The sequence below is a fragment of the Stutzerimonas sp. 21-1 genome, from assembly GCF_056336065.1.
Genome location: NZ_CM150500.1, coordinates 3,738,446 through 3,756,905, shown reverse-complemented (window position 1 = coordinate 3,756,905; position 18,460 = coordinate 3,738,446). Strand labels below are relative to the sequence as shown.

The 18,460-nt window shown below is 69.4% G+C and carries 11 protein-coding genes; 8 read left to right on the top strand and 3 right to left on the bottom strand.

Features of this window, described 5'->3' with window-relative positions; genetic code table 11:
* Positions 1–51: 51 nt before the first annotated feature.
* On the bottom strand, positions 52–945 hold the full coding sequence (locus tag AC0ZJQ_RS17965; protein WP_155550881.1) for a cache domain-containing protein: 894 nt from the start codon (positions 943–945) through the stop codon (positions 52–54).
* A gap of 228 nt (positions 946–1,173) precedes the next feature.
* Between AC0ZJQ_RS17965 and recC the strand changes: the two genes are divergently transcribed.
* From recC to AC0ZJQ_RS17945, 4 genes are all read left to right on the top strand, one after another.
* On the top strand, positions 1,174–4,428 hold the full coding sequence (gene recC, locus AC0ZJQ_RS17960) for an exodeoxyribonuclease V subunit gamma (RefSeq protein ID WP_476477050.1): 3,255 nt from the start codon (positions 1,174–1,176) through the stop codon (positions 4,426–4,428).
* Positions 4,425–7,973 carry an exodeoxyribonuclease V subunit beta gene (gene recB, locus AC0ZJQ_RS17955; RefSeq protein ID WP_476477049.1) on the top strand — a complete coding sequence of 1,183 codons (3,549 nt, stop codon included), beginning with the start codon at positions 4,425–4,427 and terminating at the stop codon, positions 7,971–7,973. The genes recC and recB overlap by 4 nt, the downstream gene beginning before the upstream one ends.
* Positions 7,973–9,820, top strand: a complete 1,848-nt coding sequence (recD, locus tag AC0ZJQ_RS17950; protein ID WP_476477048.1) for an exodeoxyribonuclease V subunit alpha — start codon at positions 7,973–7,975, stop codon at positions 9,818–9,820. The genes recB and recD overlap by 1 nt, the downstream gene beginning before the upstream one ends.
* A 139-nt stretch (positions 9,821–9,959) precedes the next feature.
* Entirely contained in the window at positions 9,960–10,403 is a 444-nt protein-coding gene (locus AC0ZJQ_RS17945; RefSeq protein ID WP_476477047.1) for a hypothetical protein, read from the top strand.
* On the opposite strand, the gene AC0ZJQ_RS17940 is transcribed toward AC0ZJQ_RS17945, so the two are convergent.
* On the bottom strand, positions 10,404–11,312 hold the full coding sequence (locus tag AC0ZJQ_RS17940) for an AEC family transporter (RefSeq protein WP_476477046.1): 909 nt from the start codon (positions 11,310–11,312) through the stop codon (positions 10,404–10,406).
* 176 nt (positions 11,313–11,488) lie between these two features.
* On the opposite strand from AC0ZJQ_RS17940, the gene AC0ZJQ_RS17935 reads away from it, so the two are divergent.
* The gene (locus tag AC0ZJQ_RS17935) at positions 11,489–12,688 is read left to right on the top strand and encodes a GGDEF domain-containing protein (RefSeq protein ID WP_476477045.1); all 1,200 of its coding nucleotides are present in this window, start codon (positions 11,489–11,491) and stop codon (positions 12,686–12,688) included.
* Positions 12,689–12,695: 7 nt separating this feature from the next.
* Here the strand turns inward: AC0ZJQ_RS17935 and AC0ZJQ_RS17930 are convergent, their stop codons facing one another.
* A complete protein-coding gene (locus AC0ZJQ_RS17930) occupies positions 12,696–13,097 on the bottom strand; it encodes an acyl-CoA thioesterase (RefSeq protein ID WP_008569375.1) in 402 nt (133 codons plus the stop codon).
* Between the two features lie 220 nt (positions 13,098–13,317).
* Here AC0ZJQ_RS17930 and AC0ZJQ_RS17925 point away from each other — a divergent pair, with 220 nt between their 5' ends.
* The 3 genes from AC0ZJQ_RS17925 (at position 13,318) to pstA (ending at position 18,452) form a co-directional block, all read left to right on the top strand.
* A complete protein-coding gene (locus AC0ZJQ_RS17925; protein WP_054093958.1) occupies positions 13,318–14,283 on the top strand; it encodes a phosphate ABC transporter substrate-binding protein PstS family protein in 966 nt (321 codons plus the stop codon).
* Between the two features lie 167 nt (positions 14,284–14,450).
* Complete coding sequence (locus AC0ZJQ_RS17920) at positions 14,451–16,727, top strand: ABC transporter permease subunit (RefSeq protein WP_476477044.1); 2,277 nt, start codon at positions 14,451–14,453, stop codon at positions 16,725–16,727.
* A gap of 54 nt (positions 16,728–16,781) precedes the next feature.
* Positions 16,782–18,452 (top strand): phosphate ABC transporter permease PstA, encoded by a 1,671-nt coding sequence (gene pstA / locus AC0ZJQ_RS17915; protein WP_476477043.1) that lies wholly within the window; start codon positions 16,782–16,784, stop codon positions 18,450–18,452.
* The last annotated feature ends 8 nt before the right edge of the window (positions 18,453–18,460 follow it).

Here is an 18,460-nt window from a genome sequence, read left to right as displayed (position 1 = left end):
GGCTGACAGACCGCAGATCAGCCAGCCCGGCTGATAGGTAGAGCCGTGCGGTCAGCGCGGGGTGTAGTAGCCCACGCCGAGCAGCACGTCGTCGACCCGCTGGATCAGCGTGCGCTTGTGCTCCACGGCGTTGGTCACCGGGTTGCGCCAGACGTATTCCACCGTGCCGGTGCCGTTCTTGCGGGCCAGCTCGATCATCTCGCGGAACAGCGGCTTGCCGGCGGCGTCGTTCACCGCGCGCACGTCGACGCCGACCAGGTTCGGCGAACCGCCGCTGGCGCGGTACTTGCCGTCTTCCAGGCCAATCACGAACACATACTCGTCGTTGACGAAGAATTCGCCGTTGCGCTCGTTGAACTGGCGATAGGCCGTCTCGCCGCCGACTTCGCGCAGTCGTGCCACCGCCTTGTCCAGCAGCGCCTGGGCCTGTTCCGCCGTCGCGCGCGGGATGTAGTAGCCGACGCAGAGGATGTTCTCGCCGACCTTGCGGAACTGGCTGAGCTTGTTCTCCACCTTGTTGTCGGCCGGGTTCAGCCAGTGGTACGCAACCGCGCCGCTGTCGTCACGCTTGGCCGCTTCGAGGATGTCGTTGATGAAGGGCTTGCCGCTGGCGTCCTTCAGGTCACGCACGTTCAGCCCGACCAGGCTGGCCGAGGTGCCGGCGCTGGCGCGCATGGTGCCGTCGGTGCCGAGCACGAAGATGTAGTACTGGCCCTTGGCGAAGGCGCCATCGCGGTCGTTGAACGCGGCCAGCGCCTGTTCCGGGCCGTTGGCCTGCAGGTAGAGCGCGGCGTTGTCGAGCAGCGCCTTGGCCTGCTTGGCCTGTGCGCGCTCCATCGAGCCGACGGCCGTCGCCGGTGCAGCGGGCGTGGCGGCATGCGCCAGCGGCATGACACCCAGGGCGGCAGTGAGAGACAGCATGAGCAGAGTGTGCGTGCGATTCATGGGTGACTCCTGGCGGGTAATGGGCGGTATTCGATCGCCCCATCGCACCCCATCCTAGGGTTCGTCGGCGGAAATGATATTGGTCGTCGGAACAGGAAGTGGCAGGCGAAAGGAGTAGAAAACCCCCGTCGCCGATGCCTTGCGACGCCATGCCGCGGCGCCCGGCCGGCTCGCCACTCGCGCGGGTGGCCTGTAACCTTGCCCGCTCGACCTTGCTGTGGTGCGCGCATGCTCAACCTCTACCACGCCCCCGATCTGGAAACCCTCGGCGAACTGGCCACCACGCTGCTCGCCCAGCCGCTGGCCGACCCGTTCGCCCCGGCGCGGATCGTGGTGCCCAGCCAGGGCATGGGCCGCTGGCTGACCCTGGAGCTGGCGCGCAAGCAGGGCATCGCCATGCAGCTCGACCTGCAGCTGCCGGCCGCCTTCGTCTGGGACCTCAGCCGCACGGTGCTCGGCAGCCTGCCGGAGCAGTCGGCGTTCGCTCCGTCGACGCTCACCTGGCGGCTGTACGGCTGGCTGAGCGAACCGGCCAATCTGCAGCTGGCGCCGCGTCTGGCGCAGTACCTGGACGGCGGCGACGAGCGTCGGCGGCTGAGCCTGGCGGCGAAGATCGCCGACACCTTCGACCAGTACCTGCTCTACCGCGACGACTGGCTGGCCGCCTGGGAGCGCGGCGAAACCCTCGACCTCGGGGCCGATGAAAGCTGGCAGGCGCTGCTCTGGCGCGAACTGACCAAGAACGGCCACCCGCACCGCGCGCGTCTGCTCGGCGACCTGCTGCAGCGGCTGTACCGCGACGAGCCGCTGGCGGGACTGCCCGAACGGCTGCTGGTGTTCGGCATCAGCAGCCTGCCGCCGCATCACCTGCGCGTGCTCGACGGCCTGGCGCGGCACATCGACGTGGTGGTCTGCGCGCTCAACCCGAGCCGCGAGGCCTGGGGCGAAATCCGCGATATCCGCGAGCTGGCGCGCCAGCCCGACAGCGGCGCCGAAGACTGGTATCTGGATGTCGGCCACCCGCTGCTGGCCAGCCTCGGCAAGCAGGGCCGCGACTTCTTCGATGCGCTGTTCGCCCTCGACGGCGCGGAATTCGGCCTGTACTCCGAGGACGCGGACCTGCGTGACGACAGCCTGCTGCACGCCCTGCAGCAGGACATCCTGCGCCTGCGCACGCGCCTGCCCGAGGAGCGCATGACGCTGGCCGCCGACGACCGTTCGCTGGAAGTGCACGTCGCGCATTCGCCGCTGCGCGAGGTGGAAATCCTCCATGACCAGCTGCTGGCGCGCTTCGCCGCCGATCCGGCGCTGAGCCCCGATCAGGTGGTGGTGCTGACGCCGGATATCGAGCGTTACGCGCCCTTCATCGAGGCGGTGTTCGCCGCCCGCGAGGGCGTGCCGCGCATTCCCTACAGCCTGGCCGACCGCAGCCTGCGCGCCGAGGTGCCGCTGATCGAGGCGTTCCTGCAGTTGCTGCTGCTGGCGCAGAGCCGCTTTACCGCCGAGGAAGTCCTTGCCTGGCTGGAGCAGCCGGCCATCGCTCGTCGCGCCGGTATCGACAACGAAGACCTGCCGCTGCTGCGCGACTGGTTGCGTGATGCCGGCGTGCGCTGGGGTCGCGATGCCGGCCAGCGCGCCGCGCTCGGCCTGCCCGACGAGGCCGCATTCACCTGGCGCCAGGGCCTGGATCGCCTGCTGCTGGGCTTTGCCGCGCCGCCGCAACTGGCCGGCGACGCCGCACCGCTGCTTGGCGAGCACTGGCCGCTGGATGCCCTCGAAGGCGCGCGCGGCCAGCTGCTCGGGCGGCTGGTGGAATTCGTCGAGCGCCTCGGCGAGCTGGCCGACCGGCTTGCCCGGCCGCGACCGCTGGCGCAGTGGGCCGACGATCTGCAGCTGCTGCTCGACGAGCTGTTCGACGAGCGCGAGGCTGGCGACACCCTGTTGCTGCTGTCGCAGGCCTGCGCGGCGCTGCGCGAGCAGGCGCAGGCGGCGGACCTGGTCCAGCCGATCGAGGTGGAGCTGGTGCATCAGCAGCTCAGCGCCGCGCTGCAGCAGGGCGGCGGCGCCTCGGGCTTTCTCACCGGCGCCGTGACCTTCTGCACCATGGTGCCGATGCGCAGCCTGCCGTTCCGCCTAGTCTGCCTGCTCGGCCTCGACGACGGCGCCTTCCCGCGGCGCAATCCGCCGGCCGGCTTCGACCTGATCGCCCGCCATCCGCGCCGCGGCGACCGGGCGCGGCGTCTGGACGACCGCTACCTGCTGCTGGAAACCCTGCTCTCGGCACGTGAGGCGCTGTACCTGTCCTACGTCGGCCGCGACCCGCGCGACAACGCCGAGCTGCCGCCGTCGGTACTGCTCAGCGAGGTGCTGGAGGCGGTCGACCTCACCGCGGTGCTGGCCGACGGTGGCAAGCCCAGCGCGCGGATCGTCATCGCCCATCCGCTGCAGCCCTTCGCCCCGGGCAACTTCGCCGGCGGTGCGCACGCCGGCTTTGCCGCCGCCTGGTTCCGCGCCGCCCAGGCACTGGCGGCGCCCGCACAGGACGCAGCACCGTTTGCCAGCCTGCTGGCCGAGCCGGATGCCGCCTGGCTCACCGTCGAGCCGTCGCAGCTGTTGCAGTGCTTTCGCCATCCGCCGCGCTTCCTGCTCGAGCAGCGCCTCGGCCTGCGCCTGGCCGAGGCCAAGCAGGCACTGGCCAGCGACGAGCCGTTCGAGCTGGAGCTGCCCGCCTGGAATGGCCTGCGCCAGTTGTCGCTGCAGGCCGTCGAGCACGGCTGGAGCGATCGCGACGAGCGCCGCCTGGCCAGCGCCGCCGGCTGGCTGCCGCCCGGCGAATTCGGCCAGGCGCTGTGGGGGCGGCTGCGCGGGCCGGTGCGTGCGTTCGCCCCGCGGTTGTTCGAACAGCGCCCGCAGGCCGTGCCCGAGCCGCTGGCGATCGACATCAGCCTGGCTGGCGTGCGCATCCACGGCTGGCTGGACGGCGTGACGCCGAGCGGGCTGTTCGGCTGGAAGCTCGGCCGCCTCGGCGAATGGGACCTGGCGCCGTTCTGGCTGCGCCACCTGTTGCTCAACCTGGCCGCCACGCCGGGTATCGAGCGCCACAGCCTGCTGCTCTCGCCGGCCGGCGACTGGCAGCTGGGCCCGCTGGCAAACGCCGCCGCATTGCTCGAACCCTGGCTCGCCGCCTATCGCAGCGCGATCCGCGAGCCGCTGCCGCTGCTGGCGCGCAGCAGCCACGCCTTCGCCCGCGGCTATCGCAACCCGGCACGCGGCAGCGAGCCCATCGAGACGGCGCGCAAGCGTGCCCGTGAGGCGTGGCTGGGCGCCGAGTTCAGCCCCATCGCCGGCGAGTGCGAAGACCCCTGGAACGCGCTGGCCTTCCGCGACCGCGAGCCGCTGGACGCGCGCTTCGAGGCGCTGGCCGAGCAGCTGATCGGCCCGGCGCTGGATGCCCTGGCCCCGGACGAGGAGCAAGACGCATGAGCCTGGACCTGCTCGATTCGCCCTTCGACGGCCGCTCGCTGATCGAGGCCAGCGCCGGCACCGGCAAGACCTGGACGCTCACCGCGCTCTACGCCCGCCTGCTGCTGGAGCGCCAGTTGTCGGTGGGGCAGATTCTGGTGGTCACCTACACCACCGCCGCCACCGCCGAGTTGCGCGAGCGCATCCGCGCGCGGCTGGCCACGCTGCTGGCGGTCTATGACGGCACGCCGAGCGACGACGACTTCCTCAACCGCCTGCACGCGCGCTTCCCCGACGACGCCTCGCGCCGGCGCCTGCTGCTCGCCGTGCACGGCTTCGACGAGGCTGCGGTGTTCACCATCCACGGCTTCTGTCAGCGTGCGCTGCAGGATGCCGCGTTCGAGGCCGGCGGCGACTTCGACAGCGAACTCACCGCCGACGACCGCGAACTGATCGACGCGCTGCTGGCCGATGCCTGGCGCGGCGAGCTGGCCGCCGCCGATCCGGCCTGGGCGCGCCTGCTGGCCAAGCAGAAGATCACCCCGCAATGGCTGCGCCAGCGCCTGCGCGCGCACCTGGGCAAGCCGTACCTGCGCGTCGAGCCGCACGAGCCGCCGGCGCCCACCGACAGCCGCGCCGTCGAGGCCGCCTGGCAGCGCGCCGCGACGCTCTGGCAGCAGAACGGCAGCGCCTGGGTGGAGGAACTCGACGCCCATCGCGGGCTGAGCCAGAGCACCCACAAGGCGCTGAAATTCCCGCTCTGGCGCAGCGAACTGGACGCCTGGTTCGCCGATCCGGCGGCGCTCTACGACGCCCCGGACGGCCTGCTCAAGTTCGGCGCGCGGGCGCTGGCCAAGGCCTGCAAGAAGGGCTTCGACGCCCCCGACTGCGCGCTGGCGCAGGCGCTGGATGAACTCGCCGACCGCCTCGCCGAGGCGCTGCCGGCCGGCCGCCAGCGGCTGGTCGCGCTGCAGGTGGCGCTGCTCGCACGGCTCAACCGCGAGCTGCCCGAGCGCAAGGCGGCGCAGCGCCTGCTGGCCTTCGACGACCTGCTCAACCGCCTCGACCAGGCGCTGCAGGGGCCGGTGGGCGAGGACCTGGCCGCCGCGCTGCGCAGCACGTATCCGCTGGCGCTGATCGACGAATTCCAGGACACCGATCCGATCCAGTACGCCATCTTCGATCGCATCTACGCGCACGGCAGCGGCGCCTCGCTGTGCTTTGTCGGCGACCCCAAACAGGCGATCTACGCCTTTCGCGGCGCCGATCTGGCGACCTACCTGCAGGCCCGCCAGCAGATCGACCGGCCGGCCTATGACCTGCCGGTCAACCACCGTTCGACGCCGCAACTGATCGATGCGCTGAATCGCCTGTTCGCCCGCCCGCGACCGTTCTCCGAAGACGGGTTGGACTATCCGCCGGTGACCGCCGCCGACAAGTCGCGCGCTACCCTGCGTCTGGACGAAGAGGAAGCCGGCGCGCCGCTGGCGCTGGTCTGGCTCGGCGACGATGCGCTGGGCAAGGCCGAGGCCGCCGAGCTCGCCGCCCGCGACTGTGTCCGGCGCATCGCGCGGCAACTGGCCGCCGCGGCCGAGGGCCGTGCCGGCTTCGAGCAGGACGGCCAGTTCATCCCGCTCAAGGGCGGCGACATCGCCGTGCTGGTCGCCAACCACCGCCAAGCCGCGCTGATCGCCGAGCAACTGGCCGCCCGCGGCGTACCCAGCGTGCGCCGCGGGCGCGATAGCGTCTGGGCCAGCGAGGAGGCCGCCGAGCTGGCCGCGGTGCTGGCCGCCTACGCCGAGCCGGGCCGCGAAGGCCTGCTGCGCCACGCCCTGGCCACGCGCCTGCTCGGGCGGAGCGCCGCCGATCTGGCGCGCTGCCAGGACGATCAGCGGCAATGGGACGGCGAGCGCGAGGCGGCCGAGCGCTATCACCAGCTCTGGCAGCAGCAGGGTTTCATGCGCGTGCTCCGCGCCTGGCTCGACGAGCAGGCGGTGGCCGAGCGCTTGCTGCGGCGCCTCGATGGCGAGCGGCGGCTGACCAATCTGCTGCACCTGGGTGAGCTGCTGCAGGCCGAGAGCCTGCTGCGGCCGGGGCTGGAGCCGCTGCTGGCGTGGTTCAACGCCCAGCGCGGTGGCGAAGGCGCCGGCGACGAGGCGCTGCTGCGCCTGGAAAGCGATGCCGAACGGGTGCAGATCGTCACCATCCACACCAGCAAGGGCCTGGAATACCCGCTGGTGTTCTGCCCGTTCCTCTGGGACGGCAAGCTGCTCGGCAAGAATCTCGACAGTGCGCGCTGCCACGACGACCACGGCCGGCCGCTGCTGGACCTGGGCAGCGCCGAGCTACCGGAAAACCTGCAGCGCGCGCGCCGCGAGACCTTCGCCGAGCAGCTGCGCCTGGCCTACGTGGCGCTGACCCGCGCGCGCGACCGGCTGTGGCTGCACTGGGGGCCGGTGGCGCTGCCCAAGGCGAAGAAGGACGGCGAGCTGCCCGAGGAAGGTCTGCACAGCAGCGCCCTGGCCTGGCTGCTGCACGGCCGCGAGCTGGGCGGTGCGGATGCGCTCGGTGAACTCGGCGGCCATCTGGCCACGCTGGACGGCGTCGGCCTGCGCAGCGAGGTCGAACGGCTGGCGCAGGCGAGCGCCGGCAGTACTGCCTGCCTGCCCCTGGAAAGTCATGAGGCGAGCACCGCCAACAACCTGCGCGCCGTCGCGCCGCGACAGCTGGCGCGGCTCGAGCGCAGCCTGCACAGCGCCTGGCGCATCGGCAGCTTCTCCGGACTCGCCGCCGGCCTGCACATGGAAGCGCCGGACCACGACGCGCTGGCCATGCCGGATGCGGCCGAGCCGGGCAGCGGTTTCTTCGCCTTCCCGCGTGGCGCGCGCGCCGGTACCTGCCTGCACGCGATCCTCGAAGACTGGGCGCGTGGCCGCGGCGCATTGGCCGAGCGGGTCGAACCGGCGCTGCAGGCCTTCGGTCTGCCGCTGGAATGGCGCGACATTGCCATCGCCCAGCTGGAGCAGGTGCTGACGACCGATCTCGACGGCGCCGGGCTGACGCTGGCCAGCCTGCACACTGCACGGCGCCTGCCGGAGCTGGGCTTTACCTTCCCGGTGCGTCAGCTCGACGTCACGCGCCTGCGCGCGCTGCTCGCCGATCCGGCCAGCGGGCTGCCGGCGCCGCTGCGCGAGGCGGCGGCGCGGCTGGAGTTCGACACCCTGCGCGGCTTTCTCAAGGGTTTCATCGACCTCACCTTCGAGCATGACGGGCGCTGGTACATCGCCGACTACAAGTCCAACTGGCTCGGCCCGGACGCCAGCTACTACGGCGGCGAGCGGCTGTTGCAGGCGCTCGCCGGCGAACACTACTACCTGCAATACCTGATCTACCTGGTGGCGCTGCGGCGTTTCCTGCGCCAGCGCCTGGCGGATTTCCGCGACGAGCAGCTGGGCGGCGCCTTCTATCTGTTCCTGCGCGGCATGCCCGCGGCCGGGGTGTATTTCGCCCGTCCCGACGATGCGTTGCTCGATGCGCTGGACCGGCTGTTCGAGGAGGGACACTGATGGCCGACACCGCCGCAACGCTGGCGCAACTGCCGCTGGGTGCGCTGGAACGCGCCTTCATCGCCAGCCTGCAGCGCCTCGAGCCGACGGCGCCGGTGCCGGTCCTGCTGGCCGCCGCGCTGTGCTGCGAGGCGCTGGGCAAAGGCGATGTCTGCCTGCCGCTGGCGCGCCTGGCCGGGCGCAGGCCGTGGCCGGAGCACGATATCCGCCTGCCGGCGCTGGCCGACTGGCGCGCCTGCCTGCGCGCCTCGTCGCTGGTCGGCGCGCCCGGCGCCTACGCGCCGCTGATCCTCGACGGCGAGCGGCTCTACCTCGCCCGTTACCAGGCCTACGAGCGGCAGCTGGCCGAACAGTTGCTGGCGCGTGCCGGCGATCGGCCGCCGGTCGATGAAGCGCAGCTCGGCGAGAGCCTGGCGCGGCTGTTCGCCTTCAATCAGCAGCGCCCGGACTGGCAACGGCTGGCCGCGGCGCAGGCGGTACGCCGGCGGCTGGCGGTGATTTCCGGCGGCCCCGGCACCGGCAAGACCACCACCGTGGTGCGCCTGCTCGCGGCATTGCTCGAACAGCCCGGCGGCGAGCGGCTGGCCATCGGCCTGGCGGCGCCCACCGGCAAGGCGGCGGCGCGCATGGCCGAGGCGATCCGCCACGCCAAGGCCGAGCTGCCGGTCAGTGACGCGGTCAAGACGGCGCTGCCCGACGAGGCACGCACCCTGCACCGCCTGCTCGGCAGCCGCGGCGACAGCCCGCGGGTGCGCCACGACGCGGCCAATCCGCTGCCGCTCGACGTGCTGGTGGTGGACGAGGCGTCGATGGTCGATCTGGCGCTGATGGCCAAGCTGGTCGCCGCGCTGCCGCCCAACGCGCGGCTGATCCTGCTCGGCGACAAGGACCAGCTCGCCGCCGTGGAAGCTGGCGCGGTGTTCGCCGAACTCTGCGAGGGGCGCGGCTTCGATGCCCAGGCGGCGGCCGATCTCGAGCGCATCACCGGCCAGGCCGTGGCGATCGAGACACCGCACTCGCGCCTCGGCGATGCGGTGGTGCTGCTGACGCACAGCCACCGCTTCGCCGGTGGCAGCGGCATCGGCGAACTGGCGCGGCGGATCAACGGCGGTGACGCGCGCGGCACGCTGGCGTTGCTGGACGAGACGCGGACCGATCTGCGCTGGAACGCGGCACCCGCCGCGCCGGCGCTGGTCGAGCGCCTGGAGGAGGGTTATCGGCCTTACCTGCAGGCCGCGCGGCAGGGCGATCCGGCACAGGCGTTCGCGGCGTTCAACGATTTCCGCGCACTCACCGCGCAGCGCGAGGGTGCCTTCGGCGTCAACGGTCTCAACGAGGCACTGGAGGCACGGCTGCGGCGGCGTGCCGGTGTGTCGGTGCGTGAGCGCTGGTATGCCGGCCGTGCAGTAATGGTGCGGCAGAACGACTACGCGCTCGGCCTGTTCAACGGCGATATCGGCCTGTGCCTGTGGACCGACCTCGGCTGGCGGGTGTTCTTCGAGGGCGACGACGGCCATCGCCCGTTCGCGCCGGCGCGCCTGCCGAGCCACGACAGCGCCTTCGTCATGACGGTGCACAAGAGCCAGGGCTCGGAGTTCGGCGAAGTGCTGCTGGCATTGCCCGAGCAACCCAGCCCGTTGCTGACCCGCGCGCTGTTCTACACCGGCATCACCCGCGCCAAGCGCACGGTGGAAATCTGGGCATTGCCGGCGCGGCTGACCGAGGCCGTGAACACCCGCGCCGAACGCGCAGCCGGGCTGGCCGAACGGCTGGCGGTCGACCCGCCCACGACGGCGATGCCGGCGGAAGCCGCGAGCGGCGCGCAGGATCAGCTCAGTCTGTTCTGATCGTCCGCCAAAAGTCGGCAACTTGCGGGCTGTGGCGGCTTTCTCGGCAGTGGTCCGACGGTTTCGTGAAGCGGTTGCCGATATCGCGGGTGGGTTTCTGCTCCGATGCGTGTTCGTCAGCGCACGCGGAATCGGACGTATGGAAAAGCTCTTCTATCTCCTCTGGGCAGCCGTCAGTCTCGGGCTGGGCGGCCTGGCGCTGTTCGCCGTGTGGCAGCAGGCGAGCCTGGCCAATCTGCTGTTTCTCGGCATGGTCGGCTACTACAGCTTCTGTTTCGGCGGGCTGATTCGCGCCGCCTATCTGCCGTGGGGGCTGCTGGGACCGCATCGGCGCAGCGGCTACTGGCTGTGCCTGATCCTGCTGCCGCTGGCGCTGATTCCGCTGCATGCGGCCTATCGGATTTGGGAGCAGGGTGGCTATGTGGCGGTGGCGACGTCGCGACGTACCGCCTGGCTACACCAGCTGCTCGGCTGGCTGCAGGACGCACTCGGCTATCTCGGACCGCTGCTGGTGCTCTGCGCGCTGGGCATCGGTCTGGCACTGGCGCTGCTGCGCCTGCTGCGCAGGCAGGTGGCGCGCTGATCAGCCTTCCAGCAAGGTCAGCACCAGCGGCAGGCTGGCGGCGGCGAGCAGCGTCTGCAGGGTGATGATGCCGGCCATCAGGTGACTGTCGCCGCCGAGCTGGCGAGTCAGCACATAGGCGGTCGGTGCGGTCGGCAGGGCGAAGAACAGCACGAGGATGGTGGTCTCCATCGCCGGCAGCGCGAACAGGGCGGCGACGCCGTACGCCAGCAACGGCACCGCCAGCAGACGCACGGCGCTGTTCCAGCCCAGCGTCGGAATTTCCCCGCCCAGTTCCTTGGGCTTCAGCGCCGCGCCCACGCACAGCAGCCCCAGCGGCAGGCTGGCGGCGGCCAGCAGGCCGAGCAGGCGGTCGCTGCCACCGGGCAGGCCGAAACCAGCCAGGTTGACCAGCGCACCGGCCAGGCAGGCGAGAATCAGCGGGTTGCGCGCGATCGGCAGCAGCAGGCTGCGAGCGCTGATGCCGCGCTCGGCGGTCAGCGCCCAGACCGACATGACGTTCACCGTCGGCACCATCAGCGCCAGCATCAGCGCCGCCAGCGCCAGACCGTCCTTGCCGAACAGGCTGCCGACAGCCGCCAGACCCAGATAGGTGTTGAAGCGCAGCGCACCCTGCGCGAGCGCACCGAAGCGCGCCGCCGGCCAGCCGCGCAGACGCCGGCCGAGCAGCAGGACGCCCCAGACCAGCCCGAGGGCGAGCAGCACCGCGGCGCCCAGGCGCGGCAAGGCCGGGTTGTCCAGCGGCGCGGTCGCCAGGCTGTTGAACAATAACGCCGGAAACAGGACGAAGTAGTTCAACCGTTCGGCACCCGGCCAGAAGGCGTCGTCGGGGAAGCCGCGCAGACGCAGCACATAGCCGGCGACGATCAGGGCAAACAGGGGCCAGAGGGCGAGCAGAAGAGCGGTCACGGGGTGCGTTCGGGCGATAGGAAGGCCGATCTTGGCGGCTCTTGCCGTGCGTCGCAAGCCGTCCCGCCGCGCTGGAGCCGGCTCCGTTCGTCAGTCAGGTTCGCCAGCGGGCGGTTGTTTGCGTCCCAGTAATGGCGTAGTGATATCATTCGGCGCCACCACAGCAGGCTTGTTTCATGCGCATCACCGAGCATTCATCGGCGGCCGAATTCAGCGACACCCCCTACGGGCGGCAGTTGCTGCGGGGCTTTCGCCTGCTGTTGTTCAAGCCCGAGCTGGAAGCCGAATTCCGCCGCTTCCTCGATCGCCAGGCGCGCGGCGCGCAGCGAGTCGCCGCGCTGCTGCTGATCGTCGCCGTCAGCGGCTACCTGTATGCCGAACACCTGCTGTTTCCGCATGACGATCCGCAGTGGCTGGGCCGACTCACGGTGCTGCGTCTGGTGGAGCTGTCGCCGGGGGTGCTGGTGCTGCTGCTGAGCTTCTTCAGCAAGACCTACCAGGCGCGCGCCAACCAGCTGTTCCCGATGCTGCTGGTGCTGATCGGCGTGGTCGCCGCGATCATCGACATCCAGTACGAACTGGCGGCGCAGCCCTACGCGTTTCGCTATGGCGCCGGCCTGCTGATCATCAGTTCGTTCTTCTTCCTCGGCATGACGTTCTGGCATTCGCTGCTCTGCGCGCTGTCGATCGTGGCGATCGACGTGTTCATGGCCAGCCAGATCCTGCCTTCGGACCGCCTGCCCGAGCACTGGATCGCCGTCAGCTACTACCTGCTGCTGCTGGTGATCGGCGCGATCAGCCGTTACGTGCACGAATACTCGCAGCGTCAGCAGTTCCTCATGCGCAAGCTGCTGGGCTGGGTCGCCGCGCACGATGCGCTGAGCGAGCTGCCCAACCGTCGCAGCCATGACGAGGCGTTGCGGCAGCGGCTGGCGCAGGCGCGGCGCGACGACGTGCCGGTGAGCCTGTTGCTGCTCGATCTGGACGACTTCAAGGCCTACAACGATCGCCTCGGCCATCCCGCCGGCGATGCGCTGATCGGTGAGTTCGCCCGGCTGCTCGCCAGCTTCGCGCGACGGCCGCTGGACCAGGCGGCACGCGTCGGTGGCGAAGAGTTCGCCCTGCTGCTCTATGACTGCACCGAGGATGCCGCGCAGCAGATCGCCAGTCAGGTGCTGGCCGCGCTGCGTCGGCAGGCCATCGCGCATCCGGCATCGGCGCAGGGACGGGTCGGGGTGAGTATCGGTATCGCGACGCTGCAGCCCGGGCAGAACGCCGGGCAGCTGTATTCGGCGGCGGACGCGGCGCTCTACCGCGCCAAGCAGGCCGGCAAGAACCGCTTCGCCGGGCCGGACGAACTGTCGGCCGCTGGTTGAGCGGCGCTCAGCGCCGCGGCGTTACCGGGCGGGTGCGGCCGCTGCCGTCGATGGCGACGAAGACGAACACCGCCTCGGTGACCTTGCGCCATTCACTGGACAGCGGATCGTCGCTCCAGACTTCCACCAGCATGCGGATCGAGCTGCGCCCGACTTCCAGCGTCTGGGTATAGAAGGACAGCTGCGCGCCAACTGCCACCGGCACCATGAAGGCCATGCGGTCGATGGACACCGTCGCCACGCGGCCGCCGGCCACGCGGCTGGCCATCGCAGTGCCGGCCAGATCCATCTGCGAGACCAGCCAGCCGCCGTAGATATCGCCGAAGCCGTTGGTTTCGCGCGGCAGGGCGGTCAGCTGCAGGGCCAGGTCGCCCTGGGGAATCGGATCTTCCTGTTCGTATTCTTTCATCGGTCGGACTCGCGGCGCGATTGTTGTTCTGGCGCGAAAACCCCGCGATAGGGCGGGAAGCGCGCAGTATAACGGCACTCAGACGGTGCAGCGACCGCCCCCGGTCAAGATTGCCGACGGTAACAAGATTGTCACACTCGCTTCATAGAGTGTTCATACGGCCTACCGATACTGGCCCCCGTTCCAACACACTCGAACACACCTCTGCTAGGAGCAAGGTATGAAACTGAATCGTTTGATGGCGGCGCTGACCTTCGTGGCCGCTGGTGTGGGTGCCGCGAGCGCGGTTGCGGCAGTCGATCCGGCTCTGTCGAGCTACGAGAAGACTTCCGGTGTTTCCGGCAACCTCTCCAGCGTCGGCTCCGATTCTCTGGCCAACCTGATGACGCTGTGGGCCGAAGAGTTCAAGCGCAGCTACCCGAACGTCAACATCCAGATCCAGGCTGCCGGTTCCTCCACCGCGCCGCCCGCGCTGACCGAAGGCACCGCCAACATGGGGCCGATGAGCCGCCCGATGAAGGACAACGAGATTCAGGCCTTCGAGCAGAAGTACGGCTACAAACCGACCGCCGTGCCGGTGGCGATCGACGCCCTGGCCGTGTTCGTGCACAAGGACAACCCGATCAAGAGCCTGGACATGGAACAGGTCGACGCGATCTTCTCCAGCACTCGCCTGTGCGGTGGCGCTCAGGACATCAAGACCTGGGGCGACCTGGGCCTGACCGGTGAGTGGGCGGCCAAGCCGATCCAGCTGTTCGGTCGTAACTCGGTATCCGGCACCTATGGCTACTTCAAGGAAGAAGCGCTGTGTAAGGGCGACTTCAAATCCAACGTCAACGAGCAGCCGGGTTCGGCCTCGGTGGTGCAGTCGATCTCCAGCACCCTGAACGCCATCGGTTACTCGGGCATCGGCTACAAGACCTCCAGCGTGCGCGCCGTGCCGCTGTCCAAGGGTGGCGAAGCCTTCGAGGCCAACGAAGAAAACGCCCTGGCCGGCAAGTTCCCGCTGGCGCGCTTCTTCTACGTCTACGTGAACAAGGCGCCGAACAAGCCGCTGAGCCCGATCGACGCCGAGTTCATCAAGCTGGTGCTGTCCAAGCAAGGCCAGGAGGTCGTGGTCAAGGACGGCTACATCCCGCTGCCGAAGAAAGTGGTCGACAAGACCATGCAGGACCTGGGTCTCTAACGACCCGCACGGAGGATCGGCGGCAGCCCCGCCGGTCCTGCGTCACGATGCCCGCCACGCACTTCGCGCTGGCGGGTTTCGTCGTGTCACCCGGTTGTAATTTTTCTGTCACACGGCTTGATTAGATTAGTCGCCCTGACGGGGCCGCCCGGCCCAGGAACCTTGGCATGAACGACATAGAGCCCATGACCGCGAACTCCGATGTGCAACGGCTGGATTTCAATACGCCGGCCCTGCAGCGTAAACGCCGCATTCGCGCGCTGAAAGATCACCTGGCGCGCTGGTACGTCACCATCGGTGGCCTGGCGGTGCTGGGCGCAATCACCCTGATCTTCTTCTACCTGGGACAGGTCGTGCTGCCCATGTTCCAGGGCGCCGAGCTCGAAGCACGCGAAGTCCAGCGCCCGGCCTGGCTGGCCGAGGACAACCAGGCACTGCTGCTGGCGATCGAAGAGCAGAACCAGGTGGCGATGCGCCTGAACGCCGATGGCCAGGTGCGCTTCTTCGCACTGGCCGATGGCGCGCCGCTCGCGAATATCGCCCTGGCGCTGCCGGCTGACAGCCGCATCGTCTCGGTCGGCCAGGACACCCCCGGCACCCGCCGCCTGGTGCTCGGCCTGAGCAACGGTCAGGCGCTGGTCATCGAGCACGAGTACCAGATCACCTACCCGAACAACCAGAAGACCATCACGCCGCGGATCGTCTATCCGTTCGGCGAGCAGCCGCTGCAGCTCGACGGCGAGGGCCGCGCGATCGAGCAGGCGGCCGTCAGCCTCAACGGCAAGACCCTGCTGGTCGCCGGCGCCACCGGCACCACGCTGCATGCCCAACGCATCGCCAGCAGCGAGAACCTGCTGACCGGCGAGGTGACCCTGGAACAGCAGCGCCTGGATCTGCCGCAGCTTGCCGAGCCGATCCGCGCGCTGCAGATCGATCCGCGTCACATGTGGCTGTACGCGGTCAGCGGCAAGGCCAGCGCCGACGTCTTCGATCTGCGCCGCAAGCAGCTCAACGGTCGCTACAAGCTGGTCGCCGATGGGGCCGAGATCACCGCTGTCAGCCCGCTGCTTGGCGGCATCTCGCTGATGATCGGCGACTCCAAGGGCGGCATCGGCCAGTGGTTCATGGTGCGTGGCGCCGACGGCCAGGCCGAGCTGCGCAACGTGCGCAACTTCACGCTGGCCGACAGCCCGGTCAGCCAGATCCTCCCGGAAGAGCGTCGCAAGGGCTTCCTCGCGCTCGACCGCGCCGGCACGCTGGGCATCTTCCACAGCACCGCGCACCGCACGCTGCTCAAGGAGCAGGTGGCCGACGGCGCCGCGCTGGCCGCGCTGTCGCCGCGCGCCACCCGTCTGCTGGTGGAGTCGCCGCAGGGCCTGCAGCGCTTCGTGGTCGACAACCCGCATCCGGAGATTTCCTGGAGTTCGCTGTGGGGCAAGGTCTGGTACGAAAGCTACGCGAAGCCTGACTACGTCTGGCAGTCCACCTCCGCCAACACCGATTTCGAGCCCAAGCTGAGCCTCGCGCCGCTGGCCTTCGGCACGCTCAAGGCCGCCTTCTACGCGATGCTGCTGGCGGCGCCGCTGGCGATCTGCGCGGCGTTCTACACCGCCTACTTCATGGCCCCGGCGCTGCGCCGCAAGATCAAGCCGGTGATCGAGCTGATGGAGGCGCTGCCGACGGTGATCCTCGGCTTCTTTGCCGGTCTGTTCCTCGCGCCGTTCCTGGAGAACCACCTGCCGGGCATCTTCAGCCTGCTGCTGCTGATGCCGCTGGGCATCCTGTTCGCTGCCTGGAGCTGGAGCCGCCTGCCCGAGAGCGTGCGTCTGGGCGTGCCGGATGGCTGGGAAGCGCTGCTGCTGATTCCGGTGGTGCTGCTGGTGGGTGTCGGCTCGCTGGCGATCAGCGGGCATCTGGAGAACTGGCTGTTCGGTGGCGACATGCGCCTGTGGCTGTCCAATGACCTCGGCATTCCGTTCGACCAGCGCAACGCCCTGGTGGTTGGCCTGGCGATGGGCTTCGCGGTGATCCCGACGATCTATTCGATCGCCGAGGATGCGGTGTTCAGCGTACCGAAAAGCCTGACCCTGGGTTCGCTGGCGCTCGGCGCCACGCCCTGGCAGACGCTGACCCGCGTCGTGCTGCTGACCGCCAGCCCGGGCATCTTCTCGGCGCTGATGATCGGCATGGGCCGTGCCGTGGGCGAAACCATGATCGTGCTGATGGCCACCGGCAACACGCCGATCATGGAAGCCAACATCTTCGAGGGCATGCGCACCCTGGCGGCCAACGTCGCGGTGGAAATGCCCGAGTCCGAGGTCGGTGGCACCCACTACCGCGTGCTGTTCCTCGCCGCGCTGGTGCTGCTGATGTTCACCTTCGTGATGAACACCCTGGCCGAGCTGATCCGTCAGCGCCTGCGCGGCAAGTACGCCAGCCTGTAATGCACGCGCCGCCTGCGGGCGGCTGCGCCGAGATTTTCGAAAAGGTATCGATCCGTGAAAAAGGATTCGTTGAACACCTGGGTCAAGAGTGGCACTCCGTGGATCTGGATGAACGCCGGTGCGGTGGCCATCGCGGTGATCATGACCCTGGGCCTGCTGGCCGTGATTGGTGTGCGCGGCCTGGCGCATTTCTGGCCGGCCGACGTGATGGTCGCCGACTACCAGGTGCCCGGCGAGGCACCGCGCGTGCTGGCCGGCGAGGTGGTGCAGGCCGAGGAAGTGCCGCGCGCGCGGCTGGCGGCCAGTGGCTTGCCGGTCACTGTCGAGGGCGGCGAGTTCATGACCCGCGAACTGCTCAAGGTCGGCAACCGTGAAGTCTACGGTGCGGACTTCTCCTGGGTGGTCGGCGAATGGCTGAGCAACCCGCGCACGCCGCACGACATGGTGGTGCTGGAGCGCCGCGAGTGGGGCAACTTCTACGGCGAGCTGCTCAACGTCAAGGAGGCCGGGCAGCTGGTGGCTGAGGGCGACGCCGCCTGGGCTGAGCTGCAGCGCCGCCTTGAACGGGTCGAGCAGTTGCACGGGCAGATCGCCCAGGTGGAGAAGGTCGAGATCGGCCGGATCAACCACGGCCTCGAGCGCCTGCGCCTGAAGACCCGCAAGCTGGAGCTGGACGGCCGTCTGGATGCCGCGGCACAGGCCGAGCTGGACGCCGAGCGCGCCGAATGGGATGCCGAATACCGCGTGCTGGAGCAGGAGCTGATCGCGCTGCAGCAGCAGTTCAACCGAGACAGCATCACCGTGCGCACCGTCGATGGCCGCGAGCAGCAGATCAGCATGGGCAAGGTGGTGCGCGCCTACCGGCCGAACGCCATGTCCACCACCGACAAGCTGGGCTTCTATGCGGCCAAGCTGTGGGAGTTCGTCAGCGACGAACCGCGCGAGGCGAACACCGAGGGCGGCATCTTTCCGGCGATCTTCGGTACCGTGCTGATGACCCTGATCATGGCGGTGATCGTCACCCCGTTCGGCGTGATCGCTGCCGTCTACCTGCGCGAATACGCCAAGCAGGGCGTGCTGACCCGCGTGATCCGCATCGCGGTGAACAACCTCGCCGGCGTACCGTCGATCGTCTACGGCGTGTTCGGCCTGGGCTTCTTCGTTTACGTGCTGGGCGGCTCGCTGGACCGCATCTTCTACCCCGAAGCCGCACCGGCGCCGGTGTTCGGCACCCCGGGGCTGATGTGGGCCTCGCTGACCCTGGCGATCCTCACCCTGCCGGTGGTGATCGTCGCCACCGAGGAAGGCCTGGCGCGCATCCCGCGGATGATCCGCGAAGGCTCGCTGGCGCTCGGCGCGACCAAGTCCGAAACGCTGTGGCGCGTGGTGCTGCCGATGGCCAGCCCGGCGATGATGACCGGCCTGATCCTCGCCGTGGCGCGGGCCGCCGGTGAAGTGGCGCCGCTGATGCTGGTCGGCGTGGTCAAGCTGGCGCCGAACCTGCCGCTCAACGGTAACTACCCCTATCTGCACCTGGATCAGAAGATCATGCACCTGGGCTTCCACATCTACGACGTTGGTTTCCAGAGCCCCAACGTCGAGGCCGCGCGGCCGCTGGTCTACGCCACCGCGTTCCTGCTGGTGCTGGTCATCGCGGTGCTGAACTTCAGTGCGGTCGTCATCCGCAACCACCTGCGCGAGAAGTACAAGGCGCTCGACCATTAATTGAAGCG

Bases quoted from the DNA above. Each gene is read 5' to 3' on its own strand.
- recD (WP_476477048.1), top strand. From the start codon at position 7,973: ATGGCCGACACCGCCGCAACGCTGGCGCAACTGCCGCTGGGTGCGCTG.
- AC0ZJQ_RS17925 (WP_054093958.1), top strand. From the start codon at position 13,318: ATGAAACTGAATCGTTTGATGGCGGCGCTGACCTTCGTGGCCGCTGGT.
- AC0ZJQ_RS17965 (WP_155550881.1), bottom strand. From the start codon at position 945: ATGAATCGCACGCACACTCTGCTCATGCTGTCTCTCACTGCCGCCCTG.
- AC0ZJQ_RS17920 (WP_476477044.1), top strand. From the start codon at position 14,451: ATGAACGACATAGAGCCCATGACCGCGAACTCCGATGTGCAACGGCTG.
- AC0ZJQ_RS17935 (WP_476477045.1), top strand. From the start codon at position 11,489: ATGCGCATCACCGAGCATTCATCGGCGGCCGAATTCAGCGACACCCCC.
- AC0ZJQ_RS17945 (WP_476477047.1), top strand. From the start codon at position 9,960: ATGGAAAAGCTCTTCTATCTCCTCTGGGCAGCCGTCAGTCTCGGGCTG.
- recC (WP_476477050.1), top strand. From the start codon at position 1,174: ATGCTCAACCTCTACCACGCCCCCGATCTGGAAACCCTCGGCGAACTG.
- recB (WP_476477049.1), top strand. From the start codon at position 4,425: ATGAGCCTGGACCTGCTCGATTCGCCCTTCGACGGCCGCTCGCTGATC.
- AC0ZJQ_RS17930 (WP_008569375.1), bottom strand. From the start codon at position 13,097: ATGAAAGAATACGAACAGGAAGATCCGATTCCCCAGGGCGACCTGGCC.